The sequence below is a fragment of the Variovorax sp. OV084 genome, from assembly GCF_900111625.1.
Lineage (GTDB): Bacteria > Pseudomonadota > Gammaproteobacteria > Burkholderiales > Burkholderiaceae_C > Variovorax.
In genome coordinates, this window is sequence record NZ_FOII01000001.1 from 647,701 (window position 1) to 662,914 (window position 15,214).

Here is a 15,214-nt window from a genome sequence, read left to right on the forward strand (position 1 = left end):
CCTGCCAAAGAAAAACGACCCACCATGCGCATCGATCCCGCCAGCCACATGCAGCCAGCCGGAACCGTTCTTCCGCCTAACGACACCTGCGAACTGCTCGCGCGCCGCCTGCGCTCCGACACGCAGGGCGAAGTGCTGTTCGACGACGGTTCGCGCGGGCGCTACGCCACCGACGCGTCGATCTACCAGATCACGCCCGTCGGCGCCTTCGTGCCGACGAACGAGAGCGACATTGCCACCGCCATCGACATCGCCCGCGACCTGAAGGTGCCGGTGCTCGCGCGCGGAGGCGGCACCAGCCAGTGCGGGCAGACGACCGGCGCGGCGCTGGTGATCGACAACAGCAAGCACTTTCGCCGCGTGCTCGACGTGAACGTGGAAGAGGGCACGGCCACGGTCGAGCCCGGCCTCGTGCTCGACCACCTGAACGCACAGCTCAAGCCGCACGGCCTGTGGTATCCGGTGGATGTGTCGACCAGCGCGCAGGCCACGCTGGGTGGCATGGCGGGCAACAACTCCTGCGGCTCGCGCTCCATCGCCTACGGCAACATGGTGCACAATGTGCTGGGTGCGAGTGCATGGTTGTCGAGTGGCGAACTGGTGGAGTTCGGAACGGTCGGCACGATGGGCGTGCGCGCGGCCGGCATCGCGCAGTTCTTGCGCGGGCTGGCACGCCAGCACCGCGAGCAGATCGCCGAGCACTGGCCCAAGGTGATGCGTCGCGTGGCGGGCTACAACCTCGACATCTTCGACAACCAGAGCGAGCGGCCCTACACGGCAGACGGCAGCGTGAACCTCGCGCACCTGCTGATCGGCTCCGAAGGCACGCTGGCCTACACGAAGAACCTGAAGCTCAAGCTCGCGCCGCTGCCGCGCGCCAAGGTGCTGGGCATCGTCAACTTCCCCACCTTCCACGCGGCGATGGACGCGGCGCAGCACATCGTGAAGCTGGGGCCGACGGCGGTGGAGTTGGTCGACCGCACGATGATCGAGCTGAGCCTTGCCAACCCGGCCTTCAAGCCGACGGTCGAGACTGCGTTGATCGGCAAGCCGGCGGCCATCCTGCTGGTGGAGTTTTCCGGTTCGGACAAGGCCGCGTTGCTGCCGCAACTCAAGCAGCTCGTCGAGCTGATGGGCGACCTCGGCCTGCCCGGCAGCGTGGTCGAGATGCCCGACGACGCGCGGCAGAAGAACCTGTGGGAAGTGCGCAAGGCCGGCCTCAACATCATGATGAGCCTCAAGGGCGACGGCAAACCCGTGAGCTTCATCGAAGACTGCGCCGTGCCGCTCGAACACCTGGCCGAATACACCGACGCGCTGACCGAGGTGTTCGCCCGGCACGGCAGCCGTGGCACCTGGTACGCGCATGCCTCGGTCGGCACGCTGCATGTGCGGCCGATTCTCGACATGCGTGCGGACGGCGCCGCCAAGATGCGCTCCATTGCCGAAGAGGCGAGCGCGCTGGTGCGCAAGTACAAGGGTGCGTTCAGCGGCGAGCACGGCGACGGCCTGTGCCGCGGCGAGTGGATCGAATGGCAGTTCGGCCCGGCCATCAACGAGGCCTTCCGTGCCATCAAGCGCAAGCTCGACCCGATCGGCCTGTTCAACCCCGGCAAGATCATCGACCCACCGCGCATGGACGATGGCGCGCTGTTCCGTTTCGCGCCGCCGACCGCGCCCAAGCCCTACCGCCGCATCGAACTGAAGCCCGTGCTCGACTGGTCGGGCTGGAACGTCAACGCCGACCCGGTGACCGAGGTGACGACCGCGCCCGGCACCGGCGGCGACAGCACCGGCGGCCTCGCCAAGGCCGTGGAGATGTGCAACAACAACGGCCACTGCAGAAAGTTCGACGCCGGCACCATGTGCCCCAGCTATCGCGTGACCCGTGACGAGCAGCACCTGACGCGCGGCCGCGCCAATACGCTGCGACTGGCGCTCTCGGGCCAACTCGGCCCCGATGCCTTCACCAGCGAGGCCATGCACGACACCATGGACCTGTGCGTCGGCTGCAAGGGCTGCAAGCGCGATTGCCCCACGGGCGTGGACATGGCGAAGATGAAGGTCGAGTTTCTGGACCACTACAAGAAGCGCCACGGCCACACGCTGAAAGACAGGCTGGTAGCAAACCTGCCCGACTACGCGCACAAGGCCAGCCGCATGCCGTGGCTGCTGAATCTGCGCAACAGCGTGCCCGGCGCTGCATGGCTGGGAGAAAAGCTGCTGGGCTTCTCAGCCAAGCGCTCGCTGCCCGAATGGCGCAGCGACACCTTCTGGCGCGGCAAGGCCAACGAACCCGGCCTGTTCGTCGAACGCGACGTGGCGCTGTCGATTGCGCGGCGCGGTGGCAAGGCGGCGGTGCTGTTCGTCGACACCTTCAACGGCACCTTCGAGAGCGAGAACGCCTTTGCGGCAGCGCGCGTGCTGCAGGCTGCGGGCTATGTGCTGCACACGGTCGAGAAGCGCGGAGGGCATCATTGCTGCGGACGCACCTTCCTGGCGAGCGGCATGGTCGCACAGGCCAAGGAAAAGGCCGAGGCATTGGTCGATGCGCTCGTGCCGTTGGCGCGCGCCGGCGTGCCCATCGTCGGGCTGGAGCCATCGTGCCTGCTCACGCTGCGCGACGAAACGCTGGTGATGGGTTTCGGCGAAAAGGCCGAGATGGTGGCGAAGCACGCGTTGCTGTTCGAGGAGTTCATTGCGCGCGAGATCAAGCTGGGCCGCTTCGAGCTGGCACTGAAGCCGGCCGAGGCGCCTATCCTGCTGCACGGACACTGCCACCAGAAAGCCTTCGGCGCGGTGAGCCCGGTGATGGAGGTGCTGAAGCTCATTCCCGGCGCACAGCCCGAACTCATCGAAAGCTCGTGCTGCGGCATGGCCGGCAGCTTCGGCTACGAGGCCAGCCATTTCGAGGTGTCGATGAAGATGGCCGAAGCCAGCCTGCTGCCGGCCATCCGCGCGAAGCCCGGCGCCATCGTGGTGGCCGACGGCACCAGCTGCCGCCATCAGATCGAGGACGGCGCGCAGCGCGAAGCGGTGCATGTGGCGGTGCTGCTGGAGCGGCATCTGCTGCACGCCGACCCAATGCCTGACGCGGGTTGACCGGGCGGCGCGGGCAGGGCGGCGGCGCCTGCCGCAAAATGGCCAGCCGCCCGCTCCCATGTCGATAACGCTCACTTCTTCTGCCGCCCCTGCGCAGCCCACGCTGCGTCTTGCATTCGCGCTGTCGATGGGCGCGGCGGTTTCGCTCGGCATCACCCGCTTCGCATACGCATTGCTGCTGCCGCCCATGCGCGCGGACCTTGGCTGGAGCTATGCGCTGGCCGGCGGCATGAACACGGCGAATGCGGTCGGCTACCTGGTCGGTGCGCTGATCACGCCGATGCTGATGCGGCGCTTCGGCACGACGCGGCTGCTGGTGGTCGGGGCTGTGCTGGCCAGCGTGTTCATGGCGGGCAGCGGTTTCGTGACCGACGCGCCGGCCTTGCTGCTTCAGCGCCTGCTGGCCGGGGTGGCCAGCGCATGGGTGTTCGTGGCGGGCGGGTTGCTTGCAGCGCGGCTTGGCGAGGCAGGCTCATCACGTGGCGGACTGCTGCTTGGCATCTATTACGGCGGCACCGGCTTCGGCATCTTGTTGTCGGCGCTGCTCGTGCCGCAGGTGCTGCGGGCGGCATCAGGCGTGCCGCACGGATGGGCCTGGGCGTGGTGGGCGCTGGCGTTGGCAAGTGCAGCGGCCACCTGCCTGTTGGCCTGGGCTGGCCGCGCGATGCCTGACAGGCCAGCGCCAACGGCAGCCGCCGCTTCGACGGACGCTGCGCCGCCGGTCGCACTGCATCGCTTCGGCTGGGCGCTCGCCGGGTATGCCTTGTTCGGCATGGGCTACATCGGCTACATGACTTTCGTGATCGCGCTGCTGCGCGAGCAGGGGGCGAGCGCTTCTTTCGTCACGCTGTTCTATTCCTTGCTGGGCATTGCCTGCGTGGCGTCGTCGCGGCTGTGGGCCGGGCTGCTCGACCGCTACCGCGGCGGGCAGCCGCAGGCACTGCTGAACGGGCTGCTCGGCGTGGCGACGCTGCTGCCGGTGCTGAGTGCGTCGGCGCCGGTGGCGCTGGTTTCGGGCGTGCTGTTCGGTGGGGTGTTCCTGTCGGTGGTGGCTTCGACCACTGCGCTGGTGCGCCACAACCTGCCGCCGTCGCGCTGGGCGCAGGGCATCAGCATGTTCACCATCATTTTTGCGCTGGGGCAGATCGTCGGGCCGACTGTCACTGGATGGATTTCCGACGGCCCTGGTGGGCTGGCGCGGGGCCTGGTGGCTTCGGCAATGGCCCTTTGGCTCGGCGCTGTGCTTGCGTCGCGCCAGCATTCGCTGTCACAGGAGACGCCATGACGGGCTTTGCCTTGTTCGAAACTTCCATTGGCATGTGCGCCCTGGCATGGGGACCGCGCGGATTGGTCGGCGTGCAACTGCCCGCCGACAACGGCGAGGCAGCCACGCGTGCGCGCATGAAGCAACGCTTTCCGGACCTGAATGAAAGCCCGCCGAGCGAAGCAGCGCAACGCGCCATCACCGCCATCCAGGGCCTGCTGCAAGGCGTGCACGACGACCTGAGCCACATCGAGCTCGACATGCGTGGCGTGTCGGAATTTCACCAGCGCATCTACGCGATCGCGCGCCGCATTCCGCCGGGGCAGACGCGCACCTACGGCGAGATCGCCGAAGAGCTGGGCGACAAGGGCCTGTCGCGCGCCGTGGGTCAGGCCATGGGCCACAACCCGTTCGCGCCCGTAGTGCCTTGCCACCGCGTGCTGGCCGCGGGCAACAAGCCCGGCGGCTTCTCGGCCGGCGGCGGGGCGTTGACCAAGCTGCGCATGCTCGACATCGAGGACGCGCGGCCCAACGGGATGGCGTCGCTTTTCTAGTACGTACGGCATCCCTCGAATGGGGGATGTAGAAGCGTCGGCAAACACGCACAGTTGCAACCCTCACGGGACGAGGGAGGCGCGGCGTGCAACTCTGGCTTGAGCAAATCGAGAAGGCGCGGGAGCGAAGCGAAGGCATCGACCTGCGATCTCTTGCCGACTATGCGAGAGACAAGACCCCGCGCGAACTGAGCACGCCGAAGCAGCTCGATGACCGCAGGAGCTTCTTGCGTGAAAGCCTGGGCGACGATGAAAAATCTGCCGTCGCGTATGAGCGAATCATCTCCGGCAGCGAGATACAGGACGTCAACTACCTGGCTCGTGGCGCGCGAGCCGCAAAGGCGGTCAGTCGCATCCTGATCAGGGACACGGCAGGGCGGCTTGTGGCTTACGGCACCGGATTCCTGATAGCGCCGAACGTGCTCATCACGAACAACCACGTTCTGCCATCCATCGAGTCCTGTCGCCGCTCGGAAGCCCAGTTCGAATTCGAACTCGACATCGACGGCGCCGTACTCAACCCCACTACCTACAGCCTTCAGGCGCAGGAACTCTTCTTCACTTCGAAAGACCTCGACTTCACCGTCGTGGCCGTCACCTCCAGTTCGACAGTGGGAGATGGCCAGCTCGAACACTATGGGTTCCTGCCGCTCGTAGGTGCCACCGGCAAGGCATCGGACGGTGAGTGGCTCACCATCATCCAGCACCCCAACGGCGACCGCAAACAGGTGTGCGTGCGCGAGAACAAGCTTCTCAAGCGCACGGACGACGTGCTCTGGTATTCGACCGACACGCTCGGGGGATCTTCAGGCTCCCCGGTTTTCAGCAACGACTGGTATGTCGTAGCGCTCCACCACAGCGGCGTACCGGATGAAAGAGATGGCCGTACGCAAACCATCTCAGGCCGCGACTACGACCCCGCAAAAGACGGCGAGCAGGACATCAAGTGGATTGCCAACGAGGGCATCCGCGTTTCCCGCATCGTCGAGACGCTTCATGCAGCCCTTCCCGCGCATCCGTTGCTCCAGCCGGTCTTCGGTGCCACGCCGGAAAACTCGCGGCTGATGCTTCCTTCCGTCGACCTGCTGCAGTCAACGGCGACCCATGCTGCCGGGAGCTTGCCGCTTCCCGGTCCACTCATTCAACAAACCCCAACCCGGAAGACGACCATGAACGACATGCAATCTGGTGGAAGAAGGACCCTCACGGTGACGCTCGGCATCGAATCGGATGGAAGCGTCTCCGTCCTCCGATCCGGTCCCGCCGCCCGCGAGTCGCAGAGCGTTTTCGAAGAAGCCGCACGTGCCAAGGCGAAGAAACCAGCCCCCGCCATCGACGTGCCCTTCAATGCGAAGTACGATGATCGCAAAGGCTTCGAAGCCGGGTTCCTCGCGCCGGGCAAGCCCGAGATGTCGGTGCATCTGCCGCTGCTTGGCAAGGCTCTTGCGAAGGAGACGGTAGAACTGGTCGACGGCCCCCCGGGCGAGAACGTGCTGAACTATCACGGCTACAGCCTCGTGATGCACAAGGCGAGGCGGCTGGCTCTCTACTCGGCAGCCAACGTCGACTTCAGCGGCCGGTTCGAACTGGCCCGGCCGGCGGACGTGTGGAGGCAGGACCCGCGGATTCCCGCAAGCGCACAGCTGACCAACTTCTACTACGAGAACAACCAGTTCGACCGTGGCCATCTGACGCGCCGCGAGGACATGGAATACGGAGCAACCCGGCTGGCCGCGCTCACCACTGCGGCAGATACCTGCCATTGGAGCAACTGCACGCCACAGCATTCCAAGTTCAATCAGAACAAGGAGCTCTGGCAGGGCATCGAACGCCACATCTTCGAGGACGCGATCAAGCTCGACAAGTTCAGGGCGCAGGTCATCACGGGCCCCATCCTCGAAGAAAGCGACCCGGTCTGGGACAAGTACCCGAAGATCCAGTATCCGGTTCGCTTCTGGAAAGTCGTCGCGGCGATCACGGCTAGCGGCAAGCTGTTTGCCACGGCCTACATCCTCGATCAGTCCGGTGTGATCGAGGAATTTGGCATCGAGGCTGCACGCGAGATTCCTTTCGACGCCTACAAGACCTTCCAGGTCCAGATCAATGAAGTCGAGCGGCTCACCGGGCTCAGCTTCACGGGCGGTCCGGTCAGGAGGGTGTTCTCGCTTTCCACTGTCGATCCGCTCGCCAAGAAGCCTGTAAGAAAGCCCACCAGAGTTCGTGCGCAGGAGTCCGCTCTGGTTGACGTACCGGATGGCTGGCTGCCGCTCGATTCTCTGGAGTCGATGGTGCTTCCCGACCTGGAATAAACGAAGCTCAGGTGGCCGGCACAGGCAACCGGTGCAGCCCCGCGATGCGCGACGCGAAGATGATCGCGGCCTGCAGAACGAACCCGGCCAGCGCCAGCAGCAGGCACGCCGGCTCGCCCCAGGCCCCACCAACCAGGCCGCCGAGCGCCGCGCCGATGGGCCGCGCTCCCGCATTGATCGTGAGGAACACGGCCGACACCCGGCCCAGCATGGTCGAAGCCGTCACGCTCTGGCGTAGCGTGGTCGAGGTGATGACCCAGACCATCGGCCCTGCGCCGAACAGGAAGAACGAGAGCGCGGCCAGCGCGGCGGTCGGCACCAGGAGCGTGGCTGCCATCGTCGCTGCTGCAACAACTGCGACCGCGGGACCGACCTGGATCGCGCGGCCGAAGGGCAGGCGCGCCACAACGCGCGGCGTGAGCAGCGCGCCAACGACCATGCCCGCGCCGTACATCGCCAGCGTGAAGCCGACCGCCTGCGCGCCGAGGCCGAGCACCCGCACTGCATAGGGCACATACCCGGCCTGCAGCACGAACCATGAGATGTTGAACACCGCGCCGGTCATCAGCATCGGGCGCAGCATGTCGTGCTGCCAGACAAAGCGCGCGCCGTCGCGCACTTCGAGCAGTGGATGCCGTCCGGAAGCGGGGGCGCGCGGTGCTTCGGTCAATCGCAGCAGCAGGCCCACGGCCGCCACCGACAGCACTGCTGCCAGCACGAACGCAGCAGGAGCGCCGGCCCACGCCACCAGTGCACCCGCGAGTGCGGGACCGGCGGTGAACGCGGCACTGCGCGCCAGTTCGAGTCGCCCGTTGGCCGTTGCCAGCGCTTCGCGAGGCACGAGCGCCGGCACCAGCGCGGGCGCCGCGACGCTGAAGCCCACGGTGCCGACAGCACCCAGGAAACCGAGTACCGCCAACCAGCCGACGCTGAGCTTCGACGCGAACACCATCGCCAGCAGCACCAGCAGCGAGACCGCTCGCAGCCCCTCGGCCCAAACCATCAGCTGTCGCCGCGACATGCGGTCCGCGAGCAGGCCCATGGGCATCGAGACCAGCAGGAAGGGCAGCGTCTGCACCGCCGCGAGAAAACCGATTTCGCCAGGCCCTGCGCCGAGTGCCAGCACGGCGACCAGCGGCACGGCCGCAAGGCTCAGTTGCTCGGCGGACTGCGCGGCGAGGTTGGACCACGCGAGGTTCAGGAAGGAACGGGGGAGCGGTGTTGTGAGTGTTGTATGGGTCATGCCCTCATCGTGCGATCGGAGGGCTCATGTCGCTGGCCGTTTCCGGACGCGCGAGCATCAGCGCCGCGGCTTCGGCTTCGATGCAGGCGAAGGCGCGGGCGCGACGACCTCCATCACGAAATCGATGAACGCACGTACCTTCGCGGCCGGCAGGTGGCGCGACGGATAGAGCGCATAGAGCGGAAGCCGCTCATCGGGCCAATCAGGAAACAGATCGACCAGCTCGCCGCCGTCGAGCTGCGGCTGAATGCCCACGGCCTTGATCTGCGCCACACAGATGCCGGCGAGCACCGTCTCCAGCACGGTGCCCGGGTCGGTGAGCAGCAGTCGTCCGGTGGCTGGCACCTTCACGAGTTTGCGGCCGCGCTGGAACTCCCACGTATAGGGCTGCCCCGTGGCCGGGTTGCGCACCTGCAGGCAGGCATGGCCGACGAGGTCTGCCGGCTTGGCAGGGTGGCCGTGCCGCGCCAGGTAGGCCGGCGTGGCCACGGTGACCACGCGCGAGTCCATCAGCTTGCGGGCCACCAGTGACGACGACGGCGGCTCGCCGAAGCGCACGGCGATGTCGAAGCCCTCGGCCACCAGGTCGCCGAGCTGGTCGCGGGCGATCAGCTCCAGCGTGAGCTCGGGGTACAGCGCAAGAAAGCGCGGCAGGTGCCGCGCCAGCAGCAGGCGAGAGGTGAATGCGTCGGTGTTGACGCGCAGGCGCCCGCGCACCGCGCCGGATGCGCCCGAAGCGATCGTCACCGCGTCCTCGATGCCGAGCACCAGCGGATTGATGTTGGCGTAGAGCAGCCGGCCCTCGTCGGTGAGGTTCAGCGAGCGGGTCGTGCGGTCGAACAGCCGCACGCCGATGCGGCCCTCGAGCCGGGCAATGGCGCGGCTCACACCGGAGGGCGTGAGGCCGAGTGCGTTGGCGGCGCTGGCGAAGCTGCCGCCTTCGACCACGGCGGCCAGCACGCTGACGTTGGAGAGAAGGCGTCCGTCGAGAGTCATTTTCTTATTCGTGATCAGTTGTCATGAATGATATGCCTTGAGGTCGCTTTACTCAAAGATGGAGCGTTTCTACGATTCGCTCCATCGCAATCAAGTGAAGAAAGAAAGTCTCATGTACGCAATTACCGGAATCACGGGTCAAGTGGGCGGCGCCGTCGCGCGCGCTTTGCTGGCCGAGGGCAAGCCCGTTCGCGCGGTCGTCCGCGACGAAGCCAAGGGCCGTGCCTGGGCGGAGCTCGGCTGCGAGGTCGCCATCGCAGCGATGGACGATGCCGCGGCATTGGCGCGGGCCTTCGCGGGTACGGCCGGCGTCTTCGTGCTGCCGCCGCCGAACTTCGACCCCGAGCCGGGTTTTCCTGAGGCTAGGGCCGAGAACGCCGCGGTGCGCCAGGCGCTCGACACCGCCCGGCCGCCGCGCGTGGTGTGCCTGTCGACCGTCGGCGCACAGGCCGCGCAACCCAATCTGCTGAGCCAGCGCACGTTGATGGAAGAAGCGCTTCGCACGCTGCCGTTTCCGGTCACGTTCCTGCGGCCGGCGTGGTTCCTTGAGAACCTGCGCTGGGACATTACTCGGGCCCGCGAGCAGGGTGTGCTGTCGAGCTACCTGCAGCCGCTGGAGCGGGCCGTGCCGATGGTGGCCACGGCCGATGTGGGCAGCGTTGCCGCCGAACTCCTTGTGCAAGAAGGCGAGGCGCCGCGCATCGTCGAACTCGAAGGCCCCGAGCGGCTGACGCAGCACGCGATTGCAGCTGCGCTCTCGCAGGTGCTGGGACGTCCGGTGCATGCGGAGGTGGTGCCGCGTGAGACCTGGGGCGCGATCTTCCGCGCACAGGGCATGCGCGACCCGGTACCGCGCATCCAGATGCTCGACGGCTTCAACGAAGGATGGATTCGCTTCGAGGGAAGCGATGCGAGCGTGCGCAGGGGCAAGGTGGGCGTGTCGGAGGTGATTCGCTCGCTCGTCGGCTGATTGGCTAGGGCCTGTTCACACTATTTCCGGGGTCGCGTTGGTGGGCCAAGGGGCTGGATGCAAGGCGCACGGGCGCAGCAAGGCTGAAGCCTTGCAAGCGCGGGCAACGCCGCAGACAGCTCCTTGGCCCGCCAACCCTGCGGGAAGGTCAGCCAGCGAGGGCCACTCGGCGTTGCGTTCCTTGCGCGTGCGCATGCACGCGCGGCGTCACGCGCCTTGATTGGCCCTCGCTGGCTGACCTTCGCGACCCCGGAAATAGTGTGAACAGGCCCTAGGCGCTCCCGGCCTGCATTTCCTCGAACCACTCGGCCACGTACGCCGCCTCCGGTGCGGCGTCGGGCGCCAGGCCGTAGTAATAGCGCTCCAGCGTCATGCGTAGCGCAGGCAGCGGCGATTGCAGGCGGCCCGAGGCCAGGTCGTGCGACACCAGCGAGGTCGGCGCCAGCGCAACGCCCAGTCCGTCGACCGCGGCCTGGAGTACGAAATGCAGGTGGTCGAACTGCAGCCGGCCCGCCGGACGGGTGCGCGGGGCGCCGACCTGCTTCTTCCAGGCGTCCCAGTCGTCCTTGCGCGTCTTGGCCGACAGCAGCACGTGCGAGGCGAGGGCGCGCAGGTCGGGCAACGGATGCGTCTCGAACAACGCGGGCGCGCCGACCACCAGCACCTCGTCTTCGAGAAAGGGCTGCACTTCGATCGAAGGCGGCCAGCCGTCTAGCCCGCGGCGCACCGCGATGTCGAAGCTGTCGATGGCCTGTTCAGGCATGACGGTACTGGTGACAACCTGCGGCTCGATGTCGGGATAGCGCTCGACGAAGGAAGGCAGGCGCGGAATGAGCCAGCGCACCGCGAAAGAAGGGCGCACGTTGATCCGCACCGCCCGGGCGGGCCCCTGCAATTGCAGCGAGCGCGCCGCCGCGCCGATCTGCGCAAGCGCCGGCTCCACCTCCGCGAAGAACTGCTGTCCCTCGGCAGTCAGCACGACCTGGCGGATGCGCCGTTCGAACAGCGCGACGCCAAGGAACTCTTCCAGGCTCTTGATCTGCCGGCTCACCGCGCTGTGCGTGACATGCAGTTCGAGCGCTGCGCGAGTGAAGCTGAGGTGGCGCGCCGCGGCGGCAAAGGCCCGCACGGCGTTGAGGGGAGGCTCTCGAAGCGGCATGCGTGCGATTTTCTCACGCATGGCGGGCGTTAATGTCGTTTGTCGGGGTGGCATGTGGCGGCGCACCATCAGGGCTCGATGTCACGCATACCCCTCGCTTCCAACCCCATCCCCACTGACCTGAATTCCCGCCACGCGGCGATGGCGCTCGGTCTTTCGCTGCCGGCCGACGTCGTGCTCTACCTGCTGCTGCCGATGTATGCCAGCGAGTTCGGCGTGACGCTGGCCGAGGCCGGCATGCTGCTCGCGGCCAACCGGCTGGTGCGCATTGCCGGCTATGGATTCGTTGCACGCTTCTACGCCCGCAACGGCGACCGGCTGACCTGCACCATCGCCGTCCTGGCAGCGGCAGTGTGCGGACTCGGCTACGCCACGCTCTCGGGCTTCTGGGCGCTGCTGCCGCTGCGGCTGATGTGGGGCCTGTGCTTCGCGGCGCTGAACCTGTCGACACAGGCGCTGGCCACGGTCGACCCGGTGGGTGCGGCTCGGCGCAACGGGCGCTCGCGGGCCTTCATCGCGGTGGGGCCGGTGCTGGCGCTGCCGCTGGGTGCGCTGCTGGCGCACTGGAGCGGACCGCGCACGATCTTCGGCATCCTCGCGGTGTTTTCGCTGCTTGCGTGGTTCGTTACTCGGCGGCTGCCGGCGGCGCCGCACCCCGTGGCCAAGCCGAAGCGGCGCTTCAGCCGGCCCAACAGCCTGGACAGCTGGTCGTTCATGGAAGGGCTGACGCTCGACGGGCTCTTCATCGTCGGCCTCTCGTACCTCGGCAAGGACCTGCTGCCGGGTGGCGCGGTGATCGTGGCCGGCGTGCTGATGGCGCTGCGCTACCTGGCGGAGATTTTGCTGAGCCCGGTCGGCGGCCACATGGCCGAGCGCTTCGGCGCCGAGCGTTTGCTGGTGGGCCTGTCGCTCGTCACGGCCATTGCGCTCGTGGGCTTCGGCCTTGGCTGGCTGTGGAGCTGCGCGGCGCTGATCGTGGTGCTGCGCGCCTTGCAACTGCCCTTGCTGCCGCCCATCGTGGCCCGGCGCACGCCCGGTCCGGAGCGCGTGCAGGCGCTGGCCGCGCGCTCGGTGTGGCGCGACATCGGCGCCGGCACCGGGCCGCTGATCGCGGGCCTGCTGCTGCCGGTTGCGTCACCGCCTTGGATCTACGGCGTGGCTGCAGCGCTTCTTGCGCTGGCGGCGCTGGCCTGCGGCTGGAGCGCGTCATCGCCCGCGGCCGATGCTGCGCGCACGGCCGGCTGAACCGTCACACTCTTTACTCAGGAATCATCGCCATGACCACGACACCGCACGCCATCGACACCGTGACGAAGCTCGAAGCCCTGTTCGGCGAAGCCGGCGAGGCCTCGCTCAAGAAAGAGGTTCCGTACCTGCACCCGGCCTACCAGGCGCTGATTGCCGCGTCGCCCTTTGCCGTGCTCGCCACCACCGGCCCCGGCGGCCTCGACGCCTCGCCGCGCGGCGATCCGCCGGGCTTTGTCGTTGTGCAGGACGAGAAGACGCTGCTCATGCCCGAGCGCCGCGGCAACAACCGCATCGACAGCCTGCGCAACATCGTGGCCGACCCGCGCGTGGCGCTGCTGTTCCTCATTCCCGGGGTGGGCGAGACGCTGAGGGTGAACGGCAGGGCGCACATCACGGTCGAGCCAGCGCTGCTCGAACGCCTCGCAATGGACGGCAAGCCGCCGCAATGCGTGATCCGGATCACCGTCGACACGGTGTTCTTCCAGTGCGCCCGGGCTATCCAGCGCTCGAAGCTGTGGGCGCCGGTGCCGCCGGATGCGAAGCGCGAGGTGCCGACGCCGGGGGCGATTCTTTCGGCGCTGACCGCGTCGGAGTTCGATGGGGAGGCGTATGACCGGGAGCTGCCGGCGCGGCAGCGGGCGACGCTGTATTGACTTGAAAGCCTGTTTCAGTCGCCCATGAAAAAAGCCCGCATCAGCGGGCTTTTTCAAGCGGTTTGCACCGGGGGAATCAACGCACCCAGTGGCAAACACGGTGGTGATGACGCGCGTCCCACTTGCACACCTTGTGCTTCTTGGGGTGGTACGGCGCGGCCGAGGCGATGCTCGGTGCCAGCATGGCAAGGCCGGCGAACGCGAGGATGCTGGAGAGGATGAGCTGCTTGGTCTTCATGGGGTTCTTTCTAAGCAAAGACATCGATCAAAGGAATGCGTCGTTCAACGGGCGCCCTTGCAGAACGCCCTGGCGCCACATTTAGATGACATTTGGTAGCGGTTGTGGCGTGAAAAATTGCACGGGGAGCAGGGCCGGGGGCGTTGGGGCTAACCCGAATCAGGCCCGCCCAGGCGCCGCCTGCTCGGTGCGCGAGTCGTGCCCGATGATCAGCACCAGCCCGAACGCCACCGCCGACAGCAGCGCCAGGAAGATCACGGCGTAGATGTCGTTGCCCATCCGGTCCTTCAGCGCGCCGAAGATCGTCGGGCCGATGTAGCCGCCCAGGTTGCCGATGGAGTTGATCCACGCAATGCCCGCCGCGGCCGCGGTGCCGCTCAGGATGGCGGTGGGCAGCGTCCAGAAGGTGGGCAGTGCGCTGAAGATACCGAAGGCGGCCAGCGTCACGGCGGCCATCTTCGGGATGGGCGCGCTGGTCTGGGCGGCCAGCACCAGGCCGATGAAGATGCAAGCCAGCGGAATCAGCAGGAACCACTTGCGCTCCTTGCGCGCGTCCGACGCTCGCGTCCAGAACAGCATCGCGATGGCGCCCACCAGGTAAGGAAAGGCGTTGATGAAGCCGATCTCCACGTTGCTCAGCCCGCCGAAGCCCTTGATGATCTGCGGCAGGAAGAAGCTCAGGCCGTACAGCGGCACGGTGATGCCCATGTAGACAAAGCCCAGCCCGATCACGCGCGGGTTCAGCAGCGACTGCTTCCACGAGATCTTGTTGATCGACTCGCGGTTGCGGCGCTCCGAGTCGAGCGTCTGCTCCAGCCAGCTGCGCTCTTCGGTGGTGAGCCACTTGGCGTCCTTCGGGCCGTCGGGCAGGTACATCAGCACGAAGAAGGTAAGGATCAGCGAGGGAATCGCCTCGAGGATGAACAGCCACTGCCAGCCGTGCATGCCGCCGACGCCGTCCATGTTGAGGATGTAGCCCGAGATAGGCGAGCCGATGACGGTCGAGATGGGAATGGCGAACATGAACCAGCCCACGATGCGCGCGCGGTACGCCGCCGGAAACCACAGCGTGATGTAGAAGATCACGCCCGGGAAGAACCCCGCCTCGGCAATGCCCAAGAGGAACCGCACTATGTTGAAGCTGGTCGAGCCGCCCACCCAGGCCTGGGCCGCCGAGAGGATGCCCCAGCTGAACATGATGCGGGCGATCCAGCGGCGCGCACCGAAGCGCTCCAGCGCCATGTTGCTCGGCACCTCGAACAGGAAGTAGGCAAGAAAGAAGATGCCGGCGGCGCTGCCGAACACGGCGGCGGTGAAGCCCAGGTCCTTGGACATGGCCGCGCCGGCAAAGCCGAGGTTCACGCGGTCGAGGTAGGCGATGAAGTAGCTGACCATGAGCAGCGGCAGGAGCCGCCAGCTGATCTTGGAGATGGTTCTTTGTTCGATGGGGTTCACGGTTGGTTGTCTCCGGTGTTGGA

12 protein-coding genes are annotated in these 15,214 nt (G+C 66.9%); 7 read left to right on the plus strand and 5 right to left on the minus strand.

The window, feature by feature from the left end:
- Positions 1-24: 24 nt before the first annotated feature.
- From BMW87_RS03210 to BMW87_RS03225, 4 genes are all read left to right on the plus strand, one after another.
- Positions 25-3,102: an FAD-binding and (Fe-S)-binding domain-containing protein gene (locus BMW87_RS03210; protein WP_093074075.1), complete on the plus strand. Its 3,078-nt coding sequence runs from the start codon at positions 25-27 to the stop codon at positions 3,100-3,102.
- A gap of 58 nt (positions 3,103-3,160) precedes the next feature.
- Complete coding sequence (locus BMW87_RS03215) at positions 3,161-4,387, plus strand: YbfB/YjiJ family MFS transporter (protein ID WP_093074077.1); 1,227 nt, start codon at positions 3,161-3,163, stop codon at positions 4,385-4,387.
- The gene (locus tag BMW87_RS03220; RefSeq protein ID WP_093074079.1) at positions 4,384-4,920 is read left to right on the plus strand and encodes a methylated-DNA--[protein]-cysteine S-methyltransferase; all 537 of its coding nucleotides are present in this window, start codon (positions 4,384-4,386) and stop codon (positions 4,918-4,920) included. Before BMW87_RS03215 ends, BMW87_RS03220 begins: the two co-directional genes overlap by 4 nt.
- Before the next feature lie 86 nt (positions 4,921-5,006).
- Positions 5,007-7,229 (plus strand): DNA/RNA non-specific endonuclease, encoded by a 2,223-nt coding sequence (locus tag BMW87_RS03225; RefSeq protein WP_093074081.1) that lies wholly within the window; start codon positions 5,007-5,009, stop codon positions 7,227-7,229.
- Positions 7,230-7,236: 7 nt separating this feature from the next.
- Here the strand turns inward: BMW87_RS03225 and BMW87_RS03230 are convergent, their stop codons facing one another.
- Positions 7,237-8,472, minus strand: coding sequence for an MFS transporter (locus BMW87_RS03230; RefSeq protein ID WP_093074083.1), 1,236 nt, complete (start codon positions 8,470-8,472; stop codon positions 7,237-7,239).
- Positions 8,473-8,529: 57 nt separating this feature from the next.
- A complete protein-coding gene (locus BMW87_RS03235; RefSeq protein WP_093074085.1) occupies positions 8,530-9,468 on the minus strand; it encodes a LysR family transcriptional regulator in 939 nt (312 codons plus the stop codon).
- Positions 9,469-9,580: 112 nt separating this feature from the next.
- Between BMW87_RS03235 and BMW87_RS03240 the strand changes: the two genes are divergently transcribed.
- Complete coding sequence (locus BMW87_RS03240) at positions 9,581-10,438, plus strand: NmrA family NAD(P)-binding protein (protein ID WP_093075187.1); 858 nt, start codon at positions 9,581-9,583, stop codon at positions 10,436-10,438.
- 271 nt (positions 10,439-10,709) lie between these two features.
- On the opposite strand, the gene BMW87_RS03245 is transcribed toward BMW87_RS03240, so the two are convergent.
- Positions 10,710-11,597 carry a LysR substrate-binding domain-containing protein gene (locus tag BMW87_RS03245; RefSeq protein WP_093074087.1) on the minus strand — a complete coding sequence of 296 codons (888 nt, stop codon included), beginning with the start codon at positions 11,595-11,597 and terminating at the stop codon, positions 10,710-10,712.
- Between the two features lie 78 nt (positions 11,598-11,675).
- Here BMW87_RS03245 and BMW87_RS03250 point away from each other — a divergent pair, with 78 nt between their 5' ends.
- Together BMW87_RS03250 and BMW87_RS03255 are read left to right on the plus strand one after the other, a co-directional pair.
- A complete protein-coding gene (locus BMW87_RS03250) occupies positions 11,676-12,842 on the plus strand; it encodes an MFS transporter (RefSeq protein WP_093074089.1) in 1,167 nt (388 codons plus the stop codon).
- Between the two features lie 32 nt (positions 12,843-12,874).
- Positions 12,875-13,498, plus strand: coding sequence for a pyridoxamine 5'-phosphate oxidase family protein (locus BMW87_RS03255; RefSeq protein ID WP_093074091.1), 624 nt, complete (start codon positions 12,875-12,877; stop codon positions 13,496-13,498).
- 76 nt (positions 13,499-13,574) lie between these two features.
- On the opposite strand, the gene BMW87_RS35020 is transcribed toward BMW87_RS03255, so the two are convergent.
- Both BMW87_RS35020 and BMW87_RS03260 read right to left on the minus strand, forming a co-directional pair.
- Positions 13,575-13,736, minus strand: a complete 162-nt coding sequence (locus BMW87_RS35020) for an HHHH-motif protein (protein WP_165403270.1) — start codon at positions 13,734-13,736, stop codon at positions 13,575-13,577.
- A 159-nt stretch (positions 13,737-13,895) separates the two neighbouring features.
- Positions 13,896-15,191: an MFS transporter gene (locus BMW87_RS03260; RefSeq protein ID WP_093074093.1), complete on the minus strand. Its 1,296-nt coding sequence runs from the start codon at positions 15,189-15,191 to the stop codon at positions 13,896-13,898.
- Positions 15,192-15,214 lie beyond the last annotated feature (23 nt).

Coding starts and splice junctions, on each gene's coding strand:
- BMW87_RS03210 (WP_093074075.1), top strand. CDS start 25: ATGCGCATCGATCCCGCCAGCCACATGCAGCCAGCCGGAACCGTTCTT.
- BMW87_RS03215 (WP_093074077.1), top strand. CDS start 3,161: ATGTCGATAACGCTCACTTCTTCTGCCGCCCCTGCGCAGCCCACGCTG.
- BMW87_RS03220 (WP_093074079.1), top strand. CDS start 4,384: ATGACGGGCTTTGCCTTGTTCGAAACTTCCATTGGCATGTGCGCCCTG.
- BMW87_RS03230 (WP_093074083.1), bottom strand. CDS start 8,472: ATGACCCATACAACACTCACAACACCGCTCCCCCGTTCCTTCCTGAAC.
- BMW87_RS03235 (WP_093074085.1), bottom strand. CDS start 9,468: ATGACTCTCGACGGACGCCTTCTCTCCAACGTCAGCGTGCTGGCCGCC.
- BMW87_RS03240 (WP_093075187.1), top strand. CDS start 9,581: ATGTACGCAATTACCGGAATCACGGGTCAAGTGGGCGGCGCCGTCGCG.
- BMW87_RS03245 (WP_093074087.1), bottom strand. CDS start 11,597: ATGCCGCTTCGAGAGCCTCCCCTCAACGCCGTGCGGGCCTTTGCCGCC.
- BMW87_RS03250 (WP_093074089.1), top strand. CDS start 11,676: ATGTCACGCATACCCCTCGCTTCCAACCCCATCCCCACTGACCTGAAT.
- BMW87_RS03255 (WP_093074091.1), top strand. CDS start 12,875: ATGACCACGACACCGCACGCCATCGACACCGTGACGAAGCTCGAAGCC.
- BMW87_RS35020 (WP_165403270.1), bottom strand. CDS start 13,736: ATGAAGACCAAGCAGCTCATCCTCTCCAGCATCCTCGCGTTCGCCGGC.